We start from the raw sequence: 22,883 nt of genomic DNA, 5'->3' as shown, positions 1-22,883 counted from the left end.
ATGACTCAGCCAACACTTGCCCGCAGCTGGGTAGCCTCCGCCAACGGCCACCGCGATTTCCCCTTGCAGAATCTGCCGCTGGGCGTGTTCAGCATCAATGGTTCGGCCCCGCGCAGTGGCGTGGCGATTGGCGATTCGATTCTCGACCTGCACGCTGCGCTGGACGAGTTTGAAGGTGAAGCACGCCGTGCGGTCGAAGCCACTGCCGGTGGCCAACTGAACGGCTTTTTCGAACTCGGCCGTGGCCCACGCGTAGCCTTGCGCGAGCGCCTGCTGGAACTGCTCGCCGAAGGCAGCAAGCTGCACACCCGTGAGGCGCAGGTACTGCACCGCGCGGCGGATTGCCAGATGCATTTGCCGGCGAAGATCAACGATTACACCGACTTCTACGTCGGCATCGAACACGCGCAAAACATCGGCAAACTGTTCCGACCCGACAACCCGTTGCTGCCCAACTACAAGTATGTGCCGATCGGTTATCACGGTCGTGCCTCGACCATTCGCCCTTCGGGCACGGACGTACGTCGGCCTAAAGGCCAGACGCTGCCAGCCGGCCAGGCCGAGCCAACCTTCGGCCCGTGCGCGCGCCTGGATTATGAGTTGGAACTGGGCATCTGGATCGGCCAGGGCAATGCCATGGGCGACTCGATTGCCATTGGCGACGCCGCTGAACATATTGCCGGTTTCTGCCTGCTCAACGACTGGTCGGCGCGGGATATCCAGGCCTGGGAGTACCAGCCGCTCGGCCCGTTCCTGTCGAAAAGCTTCATCACCAGCATCTCGCCGTGGGTGGTCACCGCCGAAGCCCTGGAGCCGTTTCGCAAGGCCCAACCGGCACGCCCCGCAGGTGACCCGCAGCCGCTGCCGTACCTGCTGGACACGCGTGATCAGGCCACGGGAGGCCTGGACATCGAGCTGGAAGTGCTGCTGACCACCGCTGCGATGCGCGAGCAAAACCTGCCGGAACACCGCTTGGCCCTGAGCAATACCCAGCACATGTACTGGACCGTAGCGCAGTTGGTTGCACACCACAGCGTCAACGGCTGCCAGTTGCAGGCCGGTGACCTGTTTGGTTCGGGTACTTTGTCCGGGCCGCAACCGGGGCAGTACGGCAGCCTGTTGGAAATCACCGAAGGCGGTAAAAAGCCGATTGAACTGGCCTCCGGCGAAGTGCGTAAATTCCTTGAAGACGGTGACGAAATCATCCTGCGTGCCCGTTGCAACCGTGAAGGTTTTGCCTCCATCGGTTTCGGCGAATGCCGTGGCACCGTGAGCGCAGCACGCTAAGAGGGCAGGGCGATGCAACTCTATACCTACTACCGTTCTACGGCGTCGTACCGGGTGCGCATTGCCCTGGCGCTCAAGGGCCTGGACTTTACCGCCGTGCCGGTTAATTTGCTGGTGCCGCCGGGCGGCGCGAATCGCCAGCCCGACTACCTGGCGATCAACCCGCAGGGCCGTGTACCGGCGCTGCGTACCGATGAGGGTGAATTGTTGATCCAATCACTGGCAATCATCGAGTACCTGGAAGAGCGTTATCCACAGGCGCCTTTGCTCTCCAAGGACTTTGCGGCCCGTGCCCATGAGCGGGCGGTGGCGTCAATCATCGGCTGCGATATCCATCCGCTGCACAACTCCAGCACGCAAAACCTGCTGCGCAAATGGGGGCATGACGAGGCGCAAGTGCTCGAGTGGATCGGGCATTGGATCAGCCAGGGCCTGGGCGCGGTGGAGCAGTTGATTGGTGATGAAGGCTTTTGTTTTGGTGAGCAGCCGGGGATCGCCGATGCGTTTCTGATCCCGCAGTTGTACGCAGCCGAGCGCTTCAAGGTGCCGTTGGGCGCGTACCCGCGTATCGGGCGAGTGGCCGCGCTGGCGGCGCAGCATCCGGCGTTTGTGCAAGCACATCCGGCGAATCAACCTGACACCCCCTAAATCAATGTAGGAGCTGGCTTGCCTGCGATAGCGGTCTATCAGTTGATAATTCATTGGCTGACACACCGCTATAGCAAGCAAGCCAGCTCCCACCGTTTGATCCGCGTCATCCTTATAAAAATAACAGGTACCTTGCGATGCACAATCAGATTGCCAGCTTTCGCGCGGCACTCGACGCCCGTGCGGTGTCGCGCTACCAGTGGTTGATTCTCCTGTTGCTGGCGCTGCTGCTGGTAACCGACGGCTATGACGCTCAGGTGCTGGGCTACGTAGTGCCGGCATTGGCCAAGGATTGGGGGCTGGAAAAAGCCGCGTTCGGCCCGGTATTCAGCGCCAACCTGTTGGGCCTGACCCTGGGCTCATTGCTGGTAACGCCGCTGGCCGACCGCTTCGGCGTGCGCCGCATCCTGCTCGCCTGCGTGCTGATCTACGCGAGCCTCACCGTGCTGATGGTGTTCGCCAATTCCCTGACCACCTTGATGGCTGCGCGGTTTATCTGCGGCATCGGCATGGGCGGCGCGATGCCCAGCGCCATGGCGTTAATGTCGGAATATTCCCCGCCGCGCATGCGCACCCTGATGGTGACCCTGGCCGCCTGCGGCTTTTCGTTCGGTGGCGCGGCGGGTGGGTTTGTGGCGGCGGGTTTTATCGAAGGTTACGGCTGGCAGGCGGTTTTCCTGGCGGGCGGGGTGACGCCGTTGCTGCTGTTCCCTTTCCTGGTGTGGTTGCTCCCGGAATCCTTGCCGCGTTTGCTGCGGGATGCGCCGCCGTATGCGCGGTTGCAAAAGGTCACGGCGCGCATGCTGCCCGACTGGCAGCCACCGCCGGCGAGTGAGGCGGATAACCTTCAGGAGCTGGGCAGCAAACTCACGGTGGTGGAGCTGTTTCGCAACGGCTATGCGCGTCCGACCTTGCTGATTTGGGCGACCTTTTTTGTCAGCCTGATCCTGCTGTATTTCATGATCAGCTGGCTGCCGACGCTGCTGCTGGAAAGTGGCCTGGCGTTGAAGCAAGCGAACCTTGTGACCTCGATGTTCCTGTTTGCCGGCACCTTGGGCGCCATTGGCATGGCCTGGTTTGCCGACCGCCTGAAAAGCAAGGTGCGGTTGCTCTCCGGCGTGCTGGCGGCGGCTGCGGTGTGCACGATTTTGCTCGGGTTGAACCACGACAACCCGCGTTATCTGGTGGCCTGCGTGTTCGCGGCCGGTTTCTGCATTATTGGCGGGCAGCTGACGCTCAACGCCTTCGCGAGTAATTTCTACCCCGCGCACGTGCGCGCTACCGGCACCGGCTGGGCCTTGGGCGTGGGGCGCTTCGGTTCAATCCTGGGGCCGCTGTTTGGCAGCCTGTTGCTGGCGATGCATATCCCGGTGGAGCAGATTTTCTTCTTCTGCGCGATTCCAGCGGTCATTGCGGCGCTGTTGATCATTCAAGTGCGCTCGCCGGGCTCCAACGCGCCGCAGGGCCCGTTGCACAGCGAAATGCTCAAGGCGCCGGCCAATCATTGATTCAATGCCGATCAAGTGTGGGAGTTGGCTTGTTGTGGCGAGCGGGCTTGCCCCGCGTTGGGCTGCGAAGCGGCCCCAAAACCTGCCACTGCGGTGTGTCTGGAGAAATGCGGTGACTGTATTGGGGCTGCTGCGCAGCCCAACGCGGGGCAAGCCCGCTCGCCACAATAAATCTTGCTCGCCAAAACAAGTATTTCAGTGCACCACGGTATTGGGCGGCAAATGCCCCAGCCGCTCGGTCAGGCGCAGGCGCTGGATCGGGTCTTCGCTCAGCAACAGGGCGTGTTCCAGGTCAAAGCGCTCGGCGCTCGGGCAGTCCAGTCGCTGGTAAAGGCTGGCACGCGCCAGGTAATCCGCAGCGCTGGCGTTGCCCAGCTCCAGCACGCGCTCGGCGTCGATCAGGGCCGACAGCGGGTGGTCATTGGCCAGGTGCAGTTGGCGCAGGTTACGTGACAGCCGTTGCAGGATCGCGCGCGGTTCGGCGGTGTGCAGGTGCTCGGCCTGCAACTTGAGGTTTGGCCCGTACTGGCGGTGCAACAGCTCGCGGCAGTCGTTGGGGTACAGGCGCCGCCCGCCACACGGGTCCAGAAGGTGATCGGCACCAGGCACGCGCAAAAGGAAATGGCCCGGGAAGTTCACCCCGGCCATGGGGATATCCAGGCGTCGCGCCATCTCCAGCGCGATCAGGCCCATGGCCAAGGGTTGGCCGCGTTTGCGCAGCAGTACCTTGTCGAGCAGCGCGGCGGTGGGGCGTAGCGGTGTGGAATCATCCTGGGCAAACCCCAGGTCATTCATGCGCCGCAGCAACGGCTGACCGAGTTCATCCGCCGGTAGCATGGGCATGCCTACGCTGACCTGTTGTTGCAGCAGTGTCAGGTCTTGCAGGATCAGCAGGGGTTGCACGCTCGGATCGTGTTCAGCCGCCATCCACAGCGCGGCTTCAAACAGCGCAGGCGGTGAGCGGTCCAGGCAGGCGAAAAAAGCTGTGCGGGGATTCATTGCATTCTCCGGCGGATGCCCACGTTTTAGCCTTGCTGTGAATTTTCGTCCAGTAACTTAGGAAATGTCCTGCGGGCTTATGTCCTGATGCCTATGAAACCTGGCGGCTTATTCCAGTGTGATTCAGCAGTTTTCCACCGCAGGCCTATACTGGGGCCTCTACCAGAAGTGATTCGGGAGCCCATTGATGTTTGCGCTTATGCACAGCACCCGCCTTGAATCGCTGCACCTGAGCATCGACCCGGTCACCGGGTTAAAGGCCGTCATCGCCATCCACAACAGCCGCCTCGGCCCTGCCTTGGGCGGTTGCCGTTATCTTGCTTACCCAGACGATGAAAGTGCCGTGGCCGATGCCGCACGCCTGGCCCAAGGCATGAGCTACAAAGCCGCCCTGGCCGGCTTGCCGGTGGGCGGTGGCACGGCGGTGATTATCCGCCCCGTGCACGTGGAAAGCCGCGCGGCGTTATTTGAAGCGTTCGGCCGTTGTATCGAAAAACTCGACGGCCGTTTTGTCACCTCGATCGACAGCGGTACATCGGTCGCCGACATGGACTGCATCGCCCAACACACCCGTTTCGTTACCAGCACCACGGCCGCAGGCGACCCGGCGCCCCATGCCGCCATGGGCGTGTTCACTGGCATCCGCACCACCGCCATGGCGCGCCTGGGCAGTGACAACCTCGAAGGCCTGCGCGTCGCGATCCAGGGCCTGGGCAATGTCGGTTTTGCGCTGGCCGAACAACTGCACGCGGCGGGTGCCGAACTGCTGGTCAGCGACATCGACCATGGCAAGGTGCAACTGGCCATGGACCAGCTCGGCGCACACCCCATCGCCAATGATGCGTTGCTCAGCACGCCGTGTGACATTCTGGCGCCGTGCGGTGTCGGCGCGGTGTTCAACCGCCACACGGTCGGCCAACTGCGTTGCGCCGCCGTGGCCGGTTCCGCCAGCGCGCAATTGACCACCCTGGACATTGCCGACCAACTGGAAGGGCGCGGCATCCTCTACGCCCCGGACTACGTGATCAACTCCGGTGGCCTGATCTACGTCGCCCTCAAACACGCCGGCACCGAGTTGCCCGCCATCACCGCACACCTGTCCAACATCGGCACGCGCCTCACCGAAATCTTCGCCCACGCCCAAGCCGAAAAACGTTCACCCGCGCGGGTGGCGGACGAGTTGGCAGAGCGCCTGCTCTACAAATAGCCCAGGCATTAAAAAGGCCCTGAATCAATGATTCAGGGCCTGTTCAATTCGGGCTTTATTCTGCCGCCGGGTTCAGCAACTCGGACAATGCGTCCGGCTGGCTCTTGAACGCCTTGGCAAACACATCGCGATTTTTCGCCATGTAGATCCCGGCTTCCTCCACCTGCTGCTCGCTCAGGGACGGCACGGCTTTTTGCAACACTTCTGCCAGCAACTCAGCGAGTTCAAGCATCTTGTCATGACGGTCAGCTTCGGCTTTATCCATGAACAAACGCTCCAGATCTCGGCTGCTGCGGTATACCACTTCGACGGCCATTCACCACCTCACATGCCTTCACGATAGTTGTCTTTTGCGACTACTGTATTCATATACAGTGAAAAGGGTAAGCCAAACCACGGGGTTTGGGTAGTAGTTTTTTAATGTAGCCCGTAAATACAGGTTTGCCTTGCGATCGTTCCCACGCAGAGCGTAGGAACGATCTATATCCTGGCCTTGTGCCTCATATCCTGCAGGCATCTTCTCACTTACCTGCCACTGGCCTTTTTTCTGCATGCAGAACAACCGTCACGTCCACCCCGCATTATCCGGTCGAGCCGACCTAAGGAAGCATCATCGTGAAAATCAACTGGGCCGAAAAGCTGCGTCAGCAAGTCCATGGGCTGGCCGAGTCGCTGGGCAATCTGTTCGTCGAGACGTTCCATTACCTGGCGCTGTTCGCCATTGGTGCCGTAACAGCCTGGGCGGCGGTGATGGAGTTTTTGGGGATGCTGGAGAACGGGCACATCAAGATCGATGACATCTTGCTGCTGTTCATCTACCTGGAATTGGGCGCAATGGTCGGGATTTATTTCAAGACCAACCACATGCCCGTGCGCTTTCTGATCTACGTGGCGATCACGGCGCTGACGCGCCTGCTGATCTCCAACGTCTCCCACCACAACCCGCCGGACGTCGGCATCATTTACCTGTGCGGCGGCATTCTGCTGTTGGCGTTCTCGATTCTGGTGGTGCGCTACGCTTCGTCGGCGTTCCCGTCGGTGAAGGTCGAAGGCCCGCGTCGCAAGGGCGAGGCGAGCCTGGAAACCGAGAAGGGCGAGCTTTAAAGCCCGACGCTGAACGGCAGGGTGCGGGTAGGCGGTGGCTGCAATAATTTGTGGCTGTCGCCGTCCGTCATCACCGCCAGAATCTCCATGGCGCTGTGGCCCTGCTCAATGGCAATGCCGAACTGAATGCTCTGCACCAGGCGCTTGAGCCGCTCTGGGTCGTTGCGTTGTTCGGCGCTGATCATGCGTTTGGCCACCACCCCCGTCTCGTCCGAGAGGGTGAGCATGATGCTGCCGTCGAGCCGTTGGATGCTCAGGTTGACGCGGTAGGTGGGCGTGAAGGTGTCAGTGATGATCTGAAAAGGATTGTCCATGGTGCGTTACCGCCTGATAAGAACATGCAGTCATTGACGACCGGTGTCTGGTTAAGTTCGCATTGCCTGACCACCGGCCACTCCGTCGCTGAGGTTTCACAAGGTCCGTTTGCCTCGTTAGCTGTACAGCAAGGGGCGTGCCGTATAGCGCTCTACCAGGCGCTGCATTACCCATGTGGGAGCGGGCTTGCCCGCGATTGCGGTGTATCAGCAGAATAATTTCTGGCTGAAAGACCGCTATCGCGGGCAAGACCGCTCCCACATTTGTCATGGGTTGTGTTCGATTTCAGGGCAAAACCGAAAAAACGATCGCAGACAGCGCAATCAACCCGATCAGCACCACAAACACATTCGACACCTGGCCCGAATACTGGCGCAGAGCGGGCACGCGGCGGATCGCGTACATCGGCATCAGGAACAGCAGGCACGCGATGATCGGCCCGCCCAGGGTTTCGATCATGCCCAGGATGCTTGGGTTGAAGGTCGCCACGGCCCAGCAGGTCAGCACCATGAACAGCGCGGTGCAGCGTTCCAGCCCTTTGGATGACATCGAACGGTTACGCCCACGCAGGGATTTGACGATCAAACCCTGAAAGCCTTCGCTGGCGCCGATGTAGTGGCCGAGAAAGGACTTGGTGATGGCCACCAGCGCGATCAACGGCGCGGCGTAAGCAATCACTGGCGTCTGGAAGTGGTTGGCGAGGTACGACAGGATCGAAATGTTCTGCGCCTTGGCGGCTGCCAGGTCAGCCGGCGACAGGGCCAGCACACAGCTGAAGCAGAAGAACATCACCGTCAGCACCATCATGCCGTGGGCGGTGGCGAGGATGCCGCTGCTTTTGCGTTCGGCCTGTGGGCCGTAGACGCGCTTCTGGTCGACGGCAAAGGCAGAAATGATCGGCGAGTGGTTGAAGGAGAACACCATCACCGGGATCGCCAGCCACAGGGTATTGAAGAACAGCGGCAACGGCATGCCTTCACTGGCGGAAGCGAAGAACGCGCCGTTCCAGTTGGGGATCAGGCTTACGGCCAGCAACAGCAGGGCGGCGACGAAGGGGTACACCAGCACGCTCATGGCTTTGACGATCACGCCCTGGCCGCAGCGCACAATGGCCATCAGGCCGAGGATCAGCACCAGCGACAGAATCGCCCGAGGCGGCGGGGCCAGGTGCAGTTGGTGCTCCATGAAGCTGCTGAGGGTGTTGGTCAGCGCCACGCTGTACACCAGCAGGATGGGGAAAATGGCGAAAAAGTACAGCAGCGTGATCAGCTTGCCCGCGCCGACGCCGAAGTGTTCTTCGACCACTTCGGTGATGTCACCGGATTTGCCCGACAGCACAAAGCGCGTCAGCCCACGGTGAGCGAAGAACGTCATCGGGAAGGCCAGCAATGCGAGCACGATCAGCGGCCAGAAGCCGCCAACGCCGGCGTTGATCGGCAGGAACAAGGTGCCGGCGCCAATAGCGGTGCCGTAGAGGCCGAGCATCCAGGTGGTATCGTGTTTGGTCCAGCCGGTGGTAACGGTGTTACCTAAAGCGTTATCTACAGCAACAGCAGGGTTTTCAGCGGCAGGTGTACGTACATCAGTCATCGATATTGCCTCGTTATTATTTTTGCGCGGGCTCACGTAGGGGGCGGGTAGCAGTGCTCGTCAGCACTCCACCCAGCTGACCGCCAGGCCGCCCCGTGAAGTTTCTTTGTATTTGTCATGCATGTCGGCGCCGGTATCGCGCATGGTGCGGATCACCCGGTCGAGGGAAATAAAGTGTTTGCCGTCACCGCGCAGGGCCATTTGCGTGGCGTTGATCGCCTTGACCGCCGCGATGGCGTTGCGCTCGATGCACGGTATTTGCACCAGGCCGCCGACCGGGTCGCAGGTCAGGCCGAGATTGTGTTCCAGGCCGATTTCGGCAGCGTTTTCCAGTTGCTCCGGTGTGGCGCCGAGGATATCGGCCAAGCCTGCGGCGGCCATGGCACAGGCCGAGCCGACTTCGCCCTGGCAGCCGACTTCGGCGCCGGAGATCGAAGCGTTCTTCTTGCAGAGGATGCCGACGGCGGCAGCCGCCAGGAAGAAATTGACCACATCGTCATCCGACGCATCGGCGTTGAACTTCATGTAGTAATGCAGCACGGCCGGGATGATCCCTGCCGCGCCATTGGTCGGCGCGGTGACCATGCGCCCGCCGGCGGCGTTTTCTTCGTTGACGGCGAGGGCGAACAGGTTGACCCATTCCATCGCCGACAAAGTGGAGGTGATCACGTTGGGTTTGCCGATTTCCAGCAGGCTGCGGTGCAATTTCGCCGCACGGCGTGGCACGTCGAGGCCGCCTGGCAAGATGCCTTCATCGCGCAAGCCTTGCTCCACGCACTCGCGCATCACCGACCAGATATGCAGCAGGCCGCTGCGGATTTCTTCGTCGCTGCGCCAAGCACGTTCATTGGCCATCATCAGCTCGGAAACCCGCAGGCCGTGCTTGTTGCACAAGGCCAGCAGTTCGACGGCGCTGGAAAAGTCGTAGGGCAATTCGACGTCGCTGGCAGGCGCGATGCCCGAGGCGGCTTCGGCCGCTTCGATGATGAAACCGCCGCCCACCGAGTAATAGGTTTGCTCGCTCAGCAGGCCGTTTTCGCCATAGGCGTGCAGGGACATGGCGTTGGGGTGGTAGGGCAGGCTTTCGTCGAGCAGCAGGAGGTCGGTGTGCCAGTTGAAGGCAATCTCCTGTTTGCCGGCAAGCAGCAGTCGGCCGGATTCGCGCAATTGCTGAATGCGTGCATTGATCGACGTGGGGTCGACCGTGTCTGGCCATTCGCCCATCAGCCCCATCACGCTGGCGCGGTCGGTGGCATGGCCCACGCCAGTGGCGGACAGCGAGCCGTACAGGCGCACTTCGATACGTCGCGTATCGGCCAGTAATTGCTGGTCGGCCAGGGCTTGGGCGAAGGTCGCCGCTGCGCGCATCGGGCCGACGGTATGGGAGCTGGACGGGCCGATGCCCACTTTGAATAGATCGAAAACACTGATAGCCATGCTAAAGCCTTACAAGCAATGGAGTAGAAATCGCTGCCATGTTTTGTAGAGCAGGCGGAATTGGCGCGATACTGAGCCTCTGGATCGGCACTGACCAACGAATTATCCTAAGACACCCTTTAGCAGGACTAAACGCTATGACTCGCCCTCTCCATGGCCAGACCTACGTCTGGCTGCACGTGTTTTCCTGCGCCGCGCGGCATTTGTCGTTTACCCGCTGCGCCGAAGAACTGCACATCACGCCGGGGGCGGTGAGCCAGCAAATCCGTCAGTTGGAGGAGCGCCTGGGCTTTCGGCTGTTTCATCGGCGTGCCCGTGGCGTGGAGCTGAGTGCGGAAGGGCAAAGGCTGGCGGCGACCGTCGGCGAGGCCTACGGCAGCATCGATGCGGAATTGCAGCGGCTGGACGCGGGGATGATCAGCGGCACTTTGCGCTTGCGCTCGATCCCGTCGTTTCTCGGCAAGTGGCTGACCCCGCGTTTGCCGCGTTTGCAGCAGCGCTTCCCGGATATCCAACTGCGCATGGTCGCCGAAGACAGCAGCATCGCCTTGCACGAGGGCGACTTCGATCTGGCCATCGACTTGAACGACGGCAGCTACCCCGGCCTGTTATCCACAGCCCTGCTCGATGAACAGATCTTTCCGGTGTGCGCGCCGAGCCTGCTGCGCGGGAGGCCGCCGTTGCATGGCCCGGCGGACCTGGTGCATTTTCCGCTGTTGCACGACATCACCGCCTGGCGTGGGAGTTATGAATACGCCGAGTGGGAGTTTTACCTGAATGCTATCGGCTATCACGACGCCGACGTGCGACGCGGCCACACCTTCAACCGCAACCACCTGACCATCGAGGCCGCCATCGCCGGTATGGGCGTGGCGATTGCGCGGCGCACCTTGCTTAACGATGAACTGGAGCGCGGCACCTTGATCGTGCCCTTCGGCCTGGCCGTGCCCAACCACAAACGTTACGTGCTGCTGTATGCGCCGGGCGCGTTGAGCCATCCGGGCGTGCGTGCGGTGCATGACTGGCTGGTAGAGGAAGCGGGGATTTTTCGCGGATTGCACCCGTTGGGAGAGGGGCAATTATAAGGTTCGCTTGGCGTAAGAAGATGTAACTAACTCCCCACCCTAACAGCGTTTTTGCTCGTCGTCAGGGTTAATTTGTAATGTGGGATTTATCTTTGCAAAGGGGTTGAAATGTTCTTCGCAGTGCTCAATTGTGTAATCAAGAGGTCATGGTTTCACCACCCCGGTGTCGCAGTTGTGACCTCTCGCGAGCTAGCTGAAATAAGGGAAGAACTATGCAAATCCAAGTCAATAGCGATAACCATATTGAAAGCAGCATCCGACTGGAGGAGTGGGTACGAACTACCATTGAGAGCACGCTCGAACGTTATGAAGAAGACCTGACCCGCGTTGAGGTCTATCTGAAAGATGAAAACGGCGATAAGCCCGGCCCCCACGATCTGAGTTGCCGTCTGGAAGCACGGCCAAAGGGCCATCAACCACTGTCGGTCCTGCACAAGGCCGATACGCTGGAACAGGCGATCGATGGCGCGGCCACCAAGCTTGAGCATGCGCTGGAGCATCTGTACGGCAAACTGCGCGGCAAACCACGCGCCGCAGGGCAGAGCCTGCCGGATACCAAGGCCGACGAGGCCGAGTTGGAAGAGGAATTTCTGGAAAACGAACAGGCTGCGCTTAACAGCTGATAGCTGAGTGTTTTTTCAACCCCAATAAACGGGCCTGCATCTGCAGGCCCGTTTTCGTTTAGCGGCGCTGCTGGAAGAAGTACCGGCTCAAGATCGCCAGCCCACACGCACCCAACCCCGCAAACAGCATGGCCCAGCCGGCGCCGTGGCGCAGTGCGGCCTGGGCGTCTGAAGGCGCCAGTACCAGCGCATCCAGTTTGCCCGCCGCAATGTTCTGGCTGATAGCCGGCCAATCCAGCGCCGTGGTGGCAGGCAGCAGGCTGGAGAGGTGGTGACCAATGCCCAGCAGCAGCACCAGCCCCATCAACGCGATGTTGAGGGCCAAGGTGATCAGTCGCGCGCTGAGATCGATACCCGAGGCCATGCCCGCACGGTCAGCCGATACGGCGCCGGTGGTGGTGTTGGTGGTCGGTGAGTTGGTCAGCGCCAGTCCCACGCCTGCTAACACGCAACTGAACAGCACCCAGACGATACTCGGCTGCTGCGCGCCATTGACTGCCGCCATGGTGATAAACCCTGCACCCATCAAACCCAGGCCCAGCGGGATAATACGTTCGGCGCCGTAGCGCAGGGCCAGGCGTTCCGCCAGCGGCGGCACCAGCAAGGTTGGCAGCGTATAAGCCAGCAAGGCCGCGCCGGTGGTCAGCGTGTCGTAGCCCAGGCCGGCCTGGAAGTAGAGTGGCAGGTAGATCATGAAGGGCCAGAAACTGAAATTCATGCCGATCGACCCCATCAGCGCGCCGTTGAAGCGCTGGATGCGGAACACCGAAAAATCGAACATCGGGTGCGCGCTGCGTCGCTCAACCACGATGAACAGCAACAGCCCGACCAGCGACAAGCCGGCCCAGCCGAGCATCGCCGGGCTGCTGAAGCCGTTTTCGCTGCCCTGAGTGATGAAATACACCAGGGCGAACACCGACAGCGTCAAGGTCAGCATGCCGGCGATATCCAGCCGATGGCTGGCCGGGTCGCGGGATTCCTGCACACTGATGCGCAGCAGCAGAAAGGTCAGCAGCGTGAGCGGCACATGCACCAGGAACACCCAGCGCCAGTCCGCGACCGCCAGAATCAATGCGCCGACCATCGGCCCGAAGCCCAGGCCCACGCCTGCGATCACGCCCCATATCGCGAAGGCGCGTGCCCGAGCAGCGGGTTCACGGAACTGGTGCGACAGAATCGCAAACTGGCAGATCATCATCGCCCCGGCGCCCACGCCCTGAACGAAGCGCGCCGCGATCAAGGTGGAGGCATCATTGGCCAGCCCGCAGGCCAGCGAAGCCAATCCAAACAACCACAAACACAACACCAGCATGCGCCGCCGTCCAAAGCGGTCGGCCAACGTACCCGCCGCCATCAAGACGCTGGTGCAGGCCAGCGTGTAGGCGTTCATGATCCATTGCGCATCCTGAAAACCCGTGCCCAGCTGTTGTTCCAGGGTCGGCAGGATGACCGGCACACTGGAGATTTCCAGGCCGAACATCAATGCCACAAGGCACACGGCGGTGAGTGCCAGGCCATCTCTGGCGGTGCGCGGGGCACTGAGGGCGGATACGGCGGCGGCGGGCGGCATGGGATATTCCTTTTGTTTGGGGGAGAGCGCTATTCTCGCGGGAGCAGAATTCTTTATTCGTGATAAGTTTTCCTTTGATAAGGGAATTAAGGGCGACAATTAAGCATGGCCACTCCGCGTTTTGATGGTGTTGAGCTCTTTCTGCAAATCGTTGAGAGCGGCAACCTGACCGAGGCTGCCGAACGACTGAACCTTACGCGTTCGGCCGTGGGGAAAGGCCTGGCGCGCCTGGAAGCGCGCTTGGGAACTCGCCTGTTGCAGCGCTCCACCCGCCGCCAGCGTCTGACTGAAGACGGGCAGGCGTACTACGAACATTGTTTGCGTGCGCTGGCAGAGCTGGAAGCTGCCGAATCGGTGCTGGAGAGCGGCCGGCAACAGCCACGCGGGCGTTTAAGGGCGAGCTTGCCTTTGGCTTTCGGTCATCATTACGCGGCGCCGGCGTTGTGGGGGTTGATGGACCGATACCCGGCGTTGGAGATCGAGATTTCGTTCTCTGACCGGTTGATCGATCTTGCACAGGAAGGCTTCGACGTGGCCGTGCGTATTGGTCCGCTGCCGGACACTGACCGCCTGAGTGCACGTCGCCTGGGCGAACAATCGGTTGGCCTGGCGGCTTCGCCGGCCTATTTGCAGCGGGTCGGGCCAATCAACGCTATCGACGACCTCGCCGCCCACCGAGGCATTGCCTACCGCTGCAATACCTCGCAGCGCCCCGGTGTGCCTTCGCTGTTGATGCTCGACGACCTCCAGGCCGTGGCCGATGCCGCGATTGCGGGCGTGGGCCTGGCCTGGTTGCCGAGCTGGTTGATTGCGCACTACGTACTGCGCGGGCAACTGGAAGCGGTACTGCCGAACCACCGCGACCAGCCGGCGCCGATCCACGTGATCTGGCCGACAGCCGCACACATGCCGGCCAAGACACGCTGCGCCATCGACGCCTTGGTGGCCGGCACCCCGAGTTGCCTGGCAGGCAGTTAGAGTCGGCCAATGTAGATCTAAACGACGAAGCCGATTTCCTGTGGGAGCTGTCGAGCTTTAGCGAGGCTGCGAAAGCGGTGGGTCAGGCAGCTTATATGTCGCCTGTACCGCCGCCTTCGCAGCCTCGCCGGGGCTCGACAGCTCCCACATTTGAACTTTGTTGATGGGGAAATTTGCGCTTGCCGCGATGGCCCTGCAAACCGAAACCTCAGCAACACAACCGATCCCCTGTGGGAGCTGTCGAGCCCCAGCGAGGCTGCGAAAGCGGTGGGTCAGGCAGCTTAATTTTGCCTGTGCCACCGCTTTCGCAGCCTCGCTGGGGCTCGACAGCTCCCACATTGGAGCTTTGTCGCTGGGGGGAATTGTGTATGGCGCGATGGCCCTGCGAACTGAGATCTAACCAACACAGCCGATTCCCTGTGGGAGCTCTCGAGCTTTAGCGAGGCTGCGAAAGCGGTGGGTCAGACAACTTATGTTTCGCCTGTGCCGCCGCCTTCGCAGCCTCGCCGGGGCTCGACAGCTCCCACATTGGATCTTTGTTGCTGGCGGGATTGGTGTATGGCGCGATGGCCCTGCGAACTGAGATCTAACCAACACAGCTGATCCCCTGTGGGAGCTGTCGAGCTTTAGCGAGGCTGCGAAAGCGGTAGGTCAGACAACTTATGTTTCGCTTGTGCCACCGCCTTCGCCGCCTCGCCGGTACCTAAAACGCGATGGAGGTCTGCACGTACACGGTGCGCGGTTCCCCCACATATTTCCCTTTGTTGTTGTCATCGAACGAGCGGGTGAAGTACTGCTTGTTGAAGATGTTTTTCACACCGACTGCCACGTTCAAGTCTTGCAATTGCGGGCCGAAGTCATACGCCGCGCGGCTGCTGAATAGCATATAGCCAGGGATGCGTCCGTTGGCGCCGTCTGCGGTTTCCGCCTGGGTGTTGGCGTTGTCGGCAAACTGGCTGCTCTGGTAGCTGCTGTCGAGGTTGAGCTTCCAGCGGCCCTCGGTATAACCCACGCCCAGGGTGCCTTTGTGTTTGGACGAGAAGGGCACGCGGTTGCCTTTGTTCGGGCCGTCTTCGCGGATGGTCGCGTCCACGTACGCGTAGGTGGCGTACACGTCAAAGCCCGCAAGCGCCGGGCTCAAGCCGTCGAGGGCGTAGTTGATGCTCGACTCGATGCCCTGGTGGCGCGTTTCGCCACGGGCGATCACGGTGTCGTTGGCCTGGTTGCTGTCGTACTGGTTGTCGAAGTTGATCAGGAACGCGCCGATCTCCGCACGCAGGCTGCCGTTGTCGTAGCGCGTGCCGAGTTCCCAGGTGCGGGCTTTTTCCGGTTTCACTTCGCCGCTGCTCACGCGGTTGGGCATCTGGCTGTATTGCACGCTGCCGAATGAACCTTCGGTGTTGGCGTAGAGGTTCCAGTCTTCGGTGAGGTGATAGAGCACATTCAACGCCGGCAGCGCGGTGTTGTAGTCGCCTTTGTATTTGACGTTGCTCAGGTTGTTGGTCTGCTGGGATTCGATCATCTCGTAGCGCACGCCCGGCGTGATGGTCCACTTGCCGATATCAATGCGGTCATCGACGAAAAACGCGTTGGCTTCGGTGGCGCCACGGGTGTCGCGGTCGTTGCGGCTGTTGGTGTTGGGCAGTTGCTGGTTGGCGCTGATCGGCGTGCGGTAGCGCATCTCGTGGCCGGCTTCGCTGATATAGCGATAGCCGACGCCCACTTCATGGCTGGTGGGGCCGAGGTCGAAACCTTGGGCGAAGCGTGTTTCCAGGCCGCGTACCCAGTATTCGCGCGGGGACAACGAGAGGAAGTTGCCCTGGTCCAGGTAGCCATTACGCAAGGTGGTGGTGAAGAAAGTGTTGGCGGTGAATTCGCGGCGGTCTTCCTGGTAGCGGTAGCCGGCGTTGAACATGGTGCGGCGGCCCCAGAACTTGTCGTAAGGACGGGTGGACTGGTACGGATCTGCTTTGTAGTCCTTGACGTTCAAACCGCCGGGCATATCGGCCTGGCCTTCGTAGTACTGCGCCATGGCGTTGAAGCTGTTGGCGTCGTCCAGCTGGTATTTGCCCTTGAGGATCAGGTCGTCGATGCGCGTGTTGCTGTTTTCGCGCCAGTCGCCGCCACGGGTGCCGGAGTACAGGATTGCGCCACCCAGGCCGTTGTCGGCAGTGCCGCCAGCCAGCAGGTTGCCGGTGGTCTTGAAGCCGTCATGGCTGGAGGACGGGCTGGTCTCGGTCTGCAAGCCACCTTTGACGGTGGGCGCATCCGGGATTGCGCGGGTCACGAAGTTGACGATGCCGCCGACGTTCTGCGGGCCGTAGCGCACGGCACCGCCGCCGCGAACCACGTCGACTGCGTCCATGTTGCCCATGCTGATCGGCGCGAAGGACAGCTGCGGCTGGCCATAGGGCGCGAAAGGCACTGGGATGCCGTCCATCAACACGGTAGAGCGCGAGGCCAGACGTGGGTTGAGGCCACGGATGCCAAAGTTCAGCGCCATGTCATGGCTGCCGGTGCCGTTGTTTTCCGGGGCGTTGACGCCGGGAATGCGGTTGAGCACATCGCGGGCCTGGGTGGCGCCTTGGCGTTCGAACTCTTCGCGGCGAATCACGTCACGGGCGCCGGGGTGCTCGAACACATTGGTTTGCGCCGCATCGCCAAGCCAGTCGCCGACCACGCTGGAGGTTTGCAGCTCCACGGTCGCAGGCGCGCTGGCCGGTTGCAGGCTGTAGGCCTTGTCGCCCTCGGCGCGGGCTTGCAGGCCGGTGCCTTCCAGCAATTTTTGCAGGCCTTCGTCGGCGCTGTAATTGCCCGACAAACCACGGCTCTGCAGGCCGGCCGTGACTTGGGAGCCGAAAGAAATCAGCACGCCAGCTTCGCGACCAAACTGATTCAGCGCCGCTTCCAACGAGGCCGGTGCGATGTGATACGGCTTGGCCTCGGCCGCCATCACCTGAGGCAGTACGGTGAAACTGAGGCTGGCGCCGAGTAACAGTTGGCGCAAGGTGCGGGCGAGAAGGGTCGGCTGCTGGGGCATGACGTGCGGTCCTGAGAAGGAAGGATCAAGGTGGCTTTCCTTCTCTGTCACGCGAGGTGTGGAAAACGGCTCACGGTTATCGAAAAAAGTTTCAGGCACGTGCCTGGACCGTCACCCAGTAACGGGTAAAGCGCCGCACTTTGACCGGCAGGCTGACTTCCAGCAGGTCGAGAATGCGCTCGCTGTCGGCCAATGGATAACTGCCGGACAACAGCAGGTTCGCCACTTGCGGGTCACAGTTGAGTTGGCCACGACGATAACGGCCCAGCTCGGTAAGGAAATCTTCCAGGCGCATATGCGCCGCCACCAGCATGCCGTCGGCCCACGCGCCGCTGTTGGCGTCGGTCGGGCGCGGTGTGTCCCAGCCTTTGCGGGTGAAATTGACCTGGCGCGCGGCCTCGACCGTCAACGGCAAACCGCTGTAGCTGTTGGGCATCACCTCGACGTGGCCGTCGAACACCGCCAGTTGGGTATGGTCGTTGAACTGGCGCACGTTCAGCCGGGCGGCCTGGCTGCTGAGCAAAGCCTGGCCGGTGAGTACGCGCAGCGGTGTATCGCCTACGCGTGCAGTCAACAGGATCTCGCCTTCGAGCACGCGGATCAGGCGCTGCTGCCGATCAAAATGCACATCCACCGCACTGCCGGTATTGAGCTGCAACTGGCTGCCATCGGCCAACTGCACCTTGCGACGTTCGCCGATGGGGCTGCGGTAGTCGGCGCTCAGCGGCGGCAAAATATGCTGTTGGCGCAAACCCCAGGCGGCGGCCGAACCCGCGCCGAGAATCAGCAACAGCTTCAGGGCCTGGCGTCGGCTATTCGATTGCGGCGCGTTCAGCGCCGCGTGAGCGAGAGGCGAGGGCATGCCCCGCAGGCGCTGGTTGACGCGCTGGATATGGTCCCACGCGCGCTGATGTTCACTGTGGGCATTCAGCCAGTGCTGCCACGCCGCTTGCTGACGTGGGTTAAGCGCGCCTTGCTGCATTTCCATCAGCCAGTGCACGGCCTGTTCGGCCACTTGCGTGGAAAAATTCATAGGGCGAAGTAGCAGCGCATGGCTGCTTTATTCAGGTGGCGCTTGACCGTGGCGATGGAGATGCCCAGTTCGGCGCCGATTTGTGCGTAGGTCAGGCCGTCGAGCTGGGCCAGCAGGAAGGCGCGCTTGACCTGCACGGGCAGGCCGTCGAGCAGTTGGTCCAGCTCCACCAGGGTTTGCAGGATGATGGCGCGGTCTTCTTCCGAGGGCGCCACGTGTTCGGGCATCTGCGCGAGGGCGTCGAGGTAAGCGCGTTCCAGATCCTGGCGGCGGTAGAAGTTGCACAGCACGCGCTTGGCTATGGTGGTGAGGAAGGCGCGTGGTTCGATCAGCGTGGGGGCTTCGCGAGCGGTAAGCACGCGGATAAAGGTGTCTTGCGCCAGGTCCGCCGCGCTTTGCGGGCAGCCGAGCTTGCGTCGCAACCAGCCGGTAAGCCAGAGGTGATGGTCGTGGTACAGGACTTCGACGGTGTTGGACGGCTGCAACGCGTTCACTCCGAAAGTATCAATGTACTTTAGAGAACAAGAATTGTTCGCATTGTAAGGGGCGTGATACGCATTCGGCAATCCATGCGGGCAGGTGATTCATCCGTTCTCTTTTGCTTATGAGAATATTTATCATTAATATTGCGCGCTGATGAATCTGGCGTCTCCCGCATGAAAAGCAAACCCTCACTGCCCGTCACCTACCGCCTCGCCGTCACTTCGCGTGCGCTGGCTGCCGTGGTTGGCGGCTATCTGATGGCGTCCCTGGCCGCCGTGTGCCTGGCGCTGTGGATGCCCACCTCGCGCGCCGATGCGGTGATCACCGGGATGATGAGTTCGTTCGTGTTCTATCTGCTGGCCGTTATCTGGTGCTTCGCTTGCCGCACAGCCTCGCGCGCCTGGTTTGGCGTGATGCTGCCCAGCGCGTTGTTTGCCACCCTGGCGGGCGTGGGTTTTTGGATGGCACGCACATGAAAGAGGGCTTTCGCCAGGCGATGGCCTGGTTGCACACCTGGGCCGGCCTGATCTTCGGCTGGCTGCTGTTTGCGATATTCCTGACCGGCACCCTGGCCTATTTCAAGGACGAAATTACCCACTGGATGCAGCCCGAAGTGCAGGCGTATCCCTTGGATGAAGCGCGCAGCCTTGCCGCTGCGCAAACCTATCTGCAGCAACAGGCGCCCAACGCCGCGCGCTGGTTTATCACCCTGCCCAACAGCCGTGACCCTGGTCTGTCGGTGATGTGGCAAGACAAAGTCGACCCCGGCAAACGCGGCAACTTCATCCAGAAAGTCCTCGATCCTGTCACCGCTCAGCCCGTGCAAGCTCGCGAAACCATGGGCGGCGATTTCTTCTATCGCTTCCACTTCCAGCTGCAAATGCCTTACCCGTGGGGCCGCTGGCTGTCGACCATCGCGGCCATGGTGATGTTCGTCGCGCTCATCACCGGGATCATCACCCACAAGAAAATCTTCAAGGACTTCTTCACCTTCCGCCCGCGCAAGGGCCAGCGCTCCTGGCTCGACGGGCATAACGCGGTGGGTGTGCTGGTGCTGCCGTTTCACCTGATGATCACCTACAGCAGCCTGGTGATCTTCATGAGCATGGTGATGCCCGCGCCGATCCTCGCCTCGTACGGCAACGACAGCCGCGCGTTCTTTAATGAAGTGTTCCCCAATACTGACAATGCACCGGCGCTCGGCCAGCCGGGCAAGTTGCTGCCGTTATGGCCGATGTACGAGCAGGCGCGCACGCAATGGGCCGGTGGGCATGTGGGCCGTTTGGCAGTCAACAACCCTGGCGATGTGAATGCATCGGTGAATGTGATCCGGGCCGGCTCCGACCGCGTGGTGCATGACTTTGGCAGCAGCGTGTCATTCAGCGGCACCACCGGCGAGTTGCTGCGGGTCAGTGGCGAACAATCGCTGCCCGCGGCGATTGGCGGCAGTTTTTATGGCCTGCACATGGGCCATTTCGCCGGCCCGGTGCTGCGCTGGCTGTACTTTATCTGCGGCCTGGCGGGCACGGCGATGATCGGCACCGGCCTGGTGATCTGGCTGGGCAAGCGCCAGCTCAAGCACGCTAAAACCGGGGTGATGCCGTTTGAACTGCGGCTGGTGGACGTGCTCAACATCGCCAGCATGTCTGGCTTGGTGATCGCCATCGCGGCGTTTTTCTGGGCCAACCGCCTGTTGCCGGTGAGTTTCGCCGAACGTTCCGATGGGGAAATACAAACCTTCTTTATCGTTTGGGGCCTGAGCTTGCTACATGCTGTATTGCGCCGTGGTCGCCAGGCTTGGGTTGAGCAACTGAGCTTCGCTGCGCTGCTGTTTGTGGCGATCCCTTTGCTCAACGCGCTGACCACCTCGCAGCATTTGGGCACCTCATTGGCCAAGGGTGACTGGGCCATGGCCGGCTTCGACCTGACCTGCCTGGCCAGTGGCCTTTTCCTCACCTGGGCGGCGTGGAAGATGCAGCACCGCACGCAACCCAAGGCCGAACGCGTGCGCGCAATCACGCTCAAGCAGGAGGCGCACTGAATGCTGCTTGCCCTGTTGATGTGCTACGCCGGGTTTACCGCGTTGTGCCTGGCCACCGACCGCCATCACGGCGAGTTGCTGCACAGCAAGCCATCGCCCGCGCGGCGTTCAAGCCTGCGCCTGGCCGGTTGGTTGTTGCTGGGCGTGTCGATCTGGCCCGCCGTCGCCGCTTCAGGCTGGGCTCAAGGATTGGTGGAGTGGTGCGCGGTGTTGATGCTCAGCGCGCTGCTGCTGGTGTTGCTGTTGCCGTATCGACCAAGGTTGGCCCTGATCCTGGCGGGCGCCGGCCTGCTGGCCAGCCCTGTCGCAGCCTTCGCCTTAATCTGAGCCGGTGATGATGATCAGCACGCCACCCGAATCCCAGGACAGCCCGCACACCGATGCGGCAGGTGGGCGTGCGCATTTTTTGCAGGTATTTTTGTCCCAGCGTTCGCAAATGGAAGCCCTGGTCAGCCGCCGGGTGGGGTGTCGCGCCACGGCGGCGGATTTGGTACAGGATCTATTCCTGCGCTTCTGGCGCCGCCCGCTGGTGCAGGTCGAAGAGCTCAGCACTTACTTGCTGCGTTGCGCCGGCAACATCGCCATCGACCACTTGCGCAGCGAAGGCGCCCGTGTGCGCAGCAGCGAAGGCTGGCTGCCGGAGCAGCAGGACAATCAGGGCTCCGAACCCCAGGCGGCGCTCGAAGCGGGCAATGATCTGCGCCATGTCGAAGCCGCCTTGCGCAGCCTGCCGGAGCGCACACGGCAGATTTTTTTGCTCAACCGCATCCACGGCCGCAAGTACGCAGAAATCGCCAGGGCCATGGGCTTGTCCCAAAGCGCCGTGGAAAAACATATGATGCGTGCCCTCGAAGCCTGCAAGGCCAGCCTTCGCGAACCATTGCCCCCACGCACGCCAGGGAAAGCACCGTGAACGTTACTCCCACGCCCGCCCAGGAACAGGCCGCGCTCGACTGGCTGAGCCTGTTGCACGACCAGCCCAGCAGTGGCGACCAGGCCATCTTCAGCCGCTGGTTGCGGGCCGATCCTGCCCACGTCGAGGCCTATTCCCAGGCCCAGGTGCTGTGGGAGTTGAGCGAAATACCGGCGCGCACGCTGGCAGGCGAAGACGCTTTGGCCTTGCAGGGTTACCTCAATGCGATGAACAGCTCCAAACGTTCGCGCACCTTGCGTTGGTCCGGCGCCTTGGCCATGGCCGCGTGCCTGCTGGTGATGGTGTCGATGGGCGCCGGTTGGCAGCCGTCGCGTTGGGTGGATGACTTGGGCGCCGATTACGTGACCGCGCCGGGTGAGGTCAAGACCTTGACCCTGGCCGACCAGTCCCAGGTAACCCTGGATGCCGACAGCGCCATCGCCGTGGATTTCAGCCACGGTGAGCGGCATATCCAGCTGCGTCGCGGTGCCGGTTTTTTCAGCGTGACCCACACCGGCCAGTCCTTTGTGGTCGAGGCCGGCAGCGGCGAAGCACGGGTGTTGGGCACACAGTTCGAAGTGCGCCTGCAACCGGCTGGCGCGCAGGTGACGGTGTTGTCCGGTCGGGTTGGCGTGACGCCATCCAGGCAGGGCCAACAGCAAATTCTGACCGCAGGCCAGCAAGTGGCTTACGCCGACGGTGTGGCCGAATCGATGCACGCGGTCGACAGTCAATCCCGCCTGGCCTGGCGTGACGGTTGGCTCAATTACTACAAGGCGCCGTTGGCTGACGTGGTCAAGGACCTGAGCCGTTATTATCCGGGGCGCATTCTGTTGCTGAACGACGAGATGGGCGCCAAGCGTGTCAGTGGCAGTTTTCCGAGCAAGGACCCAGTGGCGGTTTTGAATGCCCTGCAGGCGGTGCTGGGGTTTGAACAGCACACGGTTTTAGGCCGCATGATTGTGTTGCGCTAGACACGAGCGGTTTGCTGGCCACCTTCTTTTACAACTATTTTCCTCGCG

General features: G+C 61.6%; 22 protein-coding genes. 13 read left to right on the top strand and 9 right to left on the bottom strand.

The window, feature by feature from the left end; translation table 11 throughout:
* From fahA to ASE80_RS10880, 3 genes are all read left to right on the top strand, one after another.
* Positions 1-1,287, top strand: coding sequence for a fumarylacetoacetase (gene fahA, locus ASE80_RS10890; protein ID WP_056858916.1), 1,287 nt, complete (start codon positions 1-3; stop codon positions 1,285-1,287).
* Positions 1,288-1,299: 12 nt separating this feature from the next.
* Positions 1,300-1,935, top strand: coding sequence for a maleylacetoacetate isomerase (gene maiA / locus ASE80_RS10885; RefSeq protein WP_056858915.1), 636 nt, complete (start codon positions 1,300-1,302; stop codon positions 1,933-1,935).
* Positions 1,936-2,072: 137 nt separating this feature from the next.
* Positions 2,073-3,443, top strand: coding sequence for an MFS transporter (locus ASE80_RS10880; protein ID WP_056858914.1), 1,371 nt, complete (start codon positions 2,073-2,075; stop codon positions 3,441-3,443).
* A gap of 195 nt (positions 3,444-3,638) precedes the next feature.
* Here the strand turns inward: ASE80_RS10880 and ASE80_RS10875 are convergent, their stop codons facing one another.
* Positions 3,639-4,442, bottom strand: a complete 804-nt coding sequence (locus ASE80_RS10875; RefSeq protein WP_056858913.1) for a SirB1 family protein — start codon at positions 4,440-4,442, stop codon at positions 3,639-3,641.
* Between the two features lie 187 nt (positions 4,443-4,629).
* Between ASE80_RS10875 and ASE80_RS10870 the strand changes: the two genes are divergently transcribed.
* Positions 4,630-5,649, top strand: coding sequence for a Glu/Leu/Phe/Val dehydrogenase family protein (locus tag ASE80_RS10870; RefSeq protein ID WP_056858912.1), 1,020 nt, complete (start codon positions 4,630-4,632; stop codon positions 5,647-5,649).
* Positions 5,650-5,704: 55 nt separating this feature from the next.
* Here the strand turns inward: ASE80_RS10870 and ASE80_RS10865 are convergent, their stop codons facing one another.
* Positions 5,705-5,965 (bottom strand): YebG family protein, encoded by a 261-nt coding sequence (locus tag ASE80_RS10865; RefSeq protein ID WP_003188807.1) that lies wholly within the window; start codon positions 5,963-5,965, stop codon positions 5,705-5,707.
* A gap of 299 nt (positions 5,966-6,264) precedes the next feature.
* Here ASE80_RS10865 and ASE80_RS10860 point away from each other — a divergent pair, with 299 nt between their 5' ends.
* Positions 6,265-6,753, top strand: coding sequence for a phosphate-starvation-inducible protein PsiE (locus tag ASE80_RS10860; RefSeq protein ID WP_056858911.1), 489 nt, complete (start codon positions 6,265-6,267; stop codon positions 6,751-6,753).
* On the opposite strand, the gene ASE80_RS10855 is transcribed toward ASE80_RS10860, so the two are convergent.
* The 3 genes from ASE80_RS10855 to ASE80_RS10845 all read right to left on the bottom strand — a co-directional run bounded on the left by ASE80_RS10855 (position 6,750) and on the right by ASE80_RS10845 (position 10,095).
* Positions 6,750-7,067 (bottom strand): DUF3509 domain-containing protein, encoded by a 318-nt coding sequence (locus tag ASE80_RS10855; protein WP_056858910.1) that lies wholly within the window; start codon positions 7,065-7,067, stop codon positions 6,750-6,752. The genes ASE80_RS10860 and ASE80_RS10855 overlap by 4 nt on opposite strands.
* Positions 7,068-7,353: 286 nt before the next feature.
* A complete protein-coding gene (locus tag ASE80_RS10850; protein WP_056858909.1) occupies positions 7,354-8,658 on the bottom strand; it encodes a serine/threonine transporter in 1,305 nt (434 codons plus the stop codon).
* Positions 8,659-8,718: 60 nt separating this feature from the next.
* Positions 8,719-10,095 (bottom strand): L-serine ammonia-lyase, encoded by a 1,377-nt coding sequence (locus tag ASE80_RS10845; RefSeq protein ID WP_056858908.1) that lies wholly within the window; start codon positions 10,093-10,095, stop codon positions 8,719-8,721.
* Positions 10,096-10,232: 137 nt separating this feature from the next.
* Here ASE80_RS10845 and ASE80_RS10840 point away from each other — a divergent pair, with 137 nt between their 5' ends.
* Positions 10,233-11,180, top strand: coding sequence for a LysR substrate-binding domain-containing protein (locus ASE80_RS10840; protein ID WP_017135169.1), 948 nt, complete (start codon positions 10,233-10,235; stop codon positions 11,178-11,180).
* Positions 11,181-11,392: 212 nt separating this feature from the next.
* Positions 11,393-11,803 carry an HPF/RaiA family ribosome-associated protein gene (locus ASE80_RS10835; protein ID WP_017135168.1) on the top strand — a complete coding sequence of 137 codons (411 nt, stop codon included), beginning with the start codon at positions 11,393-11,395 and terminating at the stop codon, positions 11,801-11,803.
* A gap of 58 nt (positions 11,804-11,861) precedes the next feature.
* Here the strand turns inward: ASE80_RS10835 and ASE80_RS10830 are convergent, their stop codons facing one another.
* The gene (locus ASE80_RS10830; RefSeq protein ID WP_056858907.1) at positions 11,862-13,373 is read right to left on the bottom strand and encodes an MFS transporter; all 1,512 of its coding nucleotides are present in this window, start codon (positions 13,371-13,373) and stop codon (positions 11,862-11,864) included.
* 105 nt (positions 13,374-13,478) lie between these two features.
* Between ASE80_RS10830 and ASE80_RS10825 the strand changes: the two genes are divergently transcribed.
* Positions 13,479-14,351, top strand: a complete 873-nt coding sequence (locus ASE80_RS10825; RefSeq protein ID WP_056858906.1) for a LysR family transcriptional regulator — start codon at positions 13,479-13,481, stop codon at positions 14,349-14,351.
* Positions 14,352-15,054: 703 nt separating this feature from the next.
* Here ASE80_RS10825 and fecA read toward each other — a convergent pair.
* The 3 genes from fecA to ASE80_RS10805 all read right to left on the bottom strand — a co-directional run bounded on the left by fecA (position 15,055) and on the right by ASE80_RS10805 (position 18,909).
* On the bottom strand, positions 15,055-17,391 hold the full coding sequence (gene fecA / locus ASE80_RS10815; RefSeq protein ID WP_056858904.1) for a TonB-dependent Fe(3+) dicitrate receptor FecA: 2,337 nt from the start codon (positions 17,389-17,391) through the stop codon (positions 15,055-15,057).
* Between the two features lie 91 nt (positions 17,392-17,482).
* Positions 17,483-18,424 carry a FecR domain-containing protein gene (locus tag ASE80_RS10810; protein WP_056858903.1) on the bottom strand — a complete coding sequence of 314 codons (942 nt, stop codon included), beginning with the start codon at positions 18,422-18,424 and terminating at the stop codon, positions 17,483-17,485.
* Positions 18,421-18,909: a sigma-70 family RNA polymerase sigma factor gene (locus ASE80_RS10805; RefSeq protein ID WP_056859196.1), complete on the bottom strand. Its 489-nt coding sequence runs from the start codon at positions 18,907-18,909 to the stop codon at positions 18,421-18,423. Before ASE80_RS10805 ends, ASE80_RS10810 begins: the two co-directional genes overlap by 4 nt.
* A gap of 171 nt (positions 18,910-19,080) precedes the next feature.
* Between ASE80_RS10805 and ASE80_RS10800 the strand changes: the two genes are divergently transcribed.
* From ASE80_RS10800 to ASE80_RS10780, 5 genes are read left to right on the top strand one after another with little or no spacing between them, the layout of a single operon-like run.
* Positions 19,081-19,383: a DUF3649 domain-containing protein gene (locus tag ASE80_RS10800; protein WP_056858902.1), complete on the top strand. Its 303-nt coding sequence runs from the start codon at positions 19,081-19,083 to the stop codon at positions 19,381-19,383.
* Positions 19,380-20,948: a PepSY-associated TM helix domain-containing protein gene (locus ASE80_RS10795; RefSeq protein WP_056858901.1), complete on the top strand. Its 1,569-nt coding sequence runs from the start codon at positions 19,380-19,382 to the stop codon at positions 20,946-20,948. Before ASE80_RS10800 ends, ASE80_RS10795 begins: the two co-directional genes overlap by 4 nt.
* Complete coding sequence (locus ASE80_RS10790; RefSeq protein ID WP_056858900.1) at positions 20,949-21,275, top strand: DUF3325 domain-containing protein; 327 nt, start codon at positions 20,949-20,951, stop codon at positions 21,273-21,275.
* 7 nt (positions 21,276-21,282) lie between these two features.
* On the top strand, positions 21,283-21,861 hold the full coding sequence (locus tag ASE80_RS10785; protein WP_056858899.1) for an RNA polymerase sigma factor: 579 nt from the start codon (positions 21,283-21,285) through the stop codon (positions 21,859-21,861).
* Complete coding sequence (locus ASE80_RS10780; protein ID WP_056858898.1) at positions 21,858-22,835, top strand: FecR family protein; 978 nt, start codon at positions 21,858-21,860, stop codon at positions 22,833-22,835. The genes ASE80_RS10785 and ASE80_RS10780 overlap by 4 nt, the downstream gene beginning before the upstream one ends.
* The last annotated feature ends 48 nt before the right edge of the window (positions 22,836-22,883 follow it).

This window comes from Pseudomonas sp. Leaf15 (assembly GCF_001421425.1).
GTDB lineage: Bacteria > Pseudomonadota > Gammaproteobacteria > Pseudomonadales > Pseudomonadaceae > Aquipseudomonas > Aquipseudomonas salomonii.
Note: the sequence above shows the minus strand (reverse complement) of the source record. Positions and strands in the feature narration are given on the sequence as shown.

What these genes read in the sequence shown, in the direction of transcription:
- ASE80_RS10855 (WP_056858910.1), bottom strand. Translation starts at nt 7,067, where the DNA reads ATGGACAATCCTTTTCAGATCATCACTGACACCTTCACGCCCACCTAC.
- ASE80_RS10810 (WP_056858903.1), bottom strand. Translation starts at nt 18,424, where the DNA reads ATGAATTTTTCCACGCAAGTGGCCGAACAGGCCGTGCACTGGCTGATG.
- ASE80_RS10875 (WP_056858913.1), bottom strand. Translation starts at nt 4,442, where the DNA reads ATGAATCCCCGCACAGCTTTTTTCGCCTGCCTGGACCGCTCACCGCCT.
- ASE80_RS10850 (WP_056858909.1), bottom strand. Translation starts at nt 8,658, where the DNA reads ATGACTGATGTACGTACACCTGCCGCTGAAAACCCTGCTGTTGCTGTA.
- ASE80_RS10870 (WP_056858912.1), top strand. Translation starts at nt 4,630, where the DNA reads ATGTTTGCGCTTATGCACAGCACCCGCCTTGAATCGCTGCACCTGAGC.
- fecA (WP_056858904.1), bottom strand. Translation starts at nt 17,391, where the DNA reads ATGCCCCAGCAGCCGACCCTTCTCGCCCGCACCTTGCGCCAACTGTTA.
- ASE80_RS10835 (WP_017135168.1), top strand. Translation starts at nt 11,393, where the DNA reads ATGCAAATCCAAGTCAATAGCGATAACCATATTGAAAGCAGCATCCGA.
- ASE80_RS10845 (WP_056858908.1), bottom strand. Translation starts at nt 10,095, where the DNA reads ATGGCTATCAGTGTTTTCGATCTATTCAAAGTGGGCATCGGCCCGTCC.
- ASE80_RS10800 (WP_056858902.1), top strand. Translation starts at nt 19,081, where the DNA reads ATGAAAAGCAAACCCTCACTGCCCGTCACCTACCGCCTCGCCGTCACT.
- ASE80_RS10840 (WP_017135169.1), top strand. Translation starts at nt 10,233, where the DNA reads ATGACTCGCCCTCTCCATGGCCAGACCTACGTCTGGCTGCACGTGTTT.
- ASE80_RS10825 (WP_056858906.1), top strand. Translation starts at nt 13,479, where the DNA reads ATGGCCACTCCGCGTTTTGATGGTGTTGAGCTCTTTCTGCAAATCGTT.
- maiA (WP_056858915.1), top strand. Translation starts at nt 1,300, where the DNA reads ATGCAACTCTATACCTACTACCGTTCTACGGCGTCGTACCGGGTGCGC.
- fahA (WP_056858916.1), top strand. Translation starts at nt 1, where the DNA reads ATGACTCAGCCAACACTTGCCCGCAGCTGGGTAGCCTCCGCCAACGGC.
- ASE80_RS10880 (WP_056858914.1), top strand. Translation starts at nt 2,073, where the DNA reads ATGCACAATCAGATTGCCAGCTTTCGCGCGGCACTCGACGCCCGTGCG.
- ASE80_RS10830 (WP_056858907.1), bottom strand. Translation starts at nt 13,373, where the DNA reads ATGCCGCCCGCCGCCGCCGTATCCGCCCTCAGTGCCCCGCGCACCGCC.
- ASE80_RS10790 (WP_056858900.1), top strand. Translation starts at nt 20,949, where the DNA reads ATGCTGCTTGCCCTGTTGATGTGCTACGCCGGGTTTACCGCGTTGTGC.
- ASE80_RS10795 (WP_056858901.1), top strand. Translation starts at nt 19,380, where the DNA reads ATGAAAGAGGGCTTTCGCCAGGCGATGGCCTGGTTGCACACCTGGGCC.
- ASE80_RS10785 (WP_056858899.1), top strand. Translation starts at nt 21,283, where the DNA reads ATGATGATCAGCACGCCACCCGAATCCCAGGACAGCCCGCACACCGAT.
- ASE80_RS10865 (WP_003188807.1), bottom strand. Translation starts at nt 5,965, where the DNA reads ATGGCCGTCGAAGTGGTATACCGCAGCAGCCGAGATCTGGAGCGTTTG.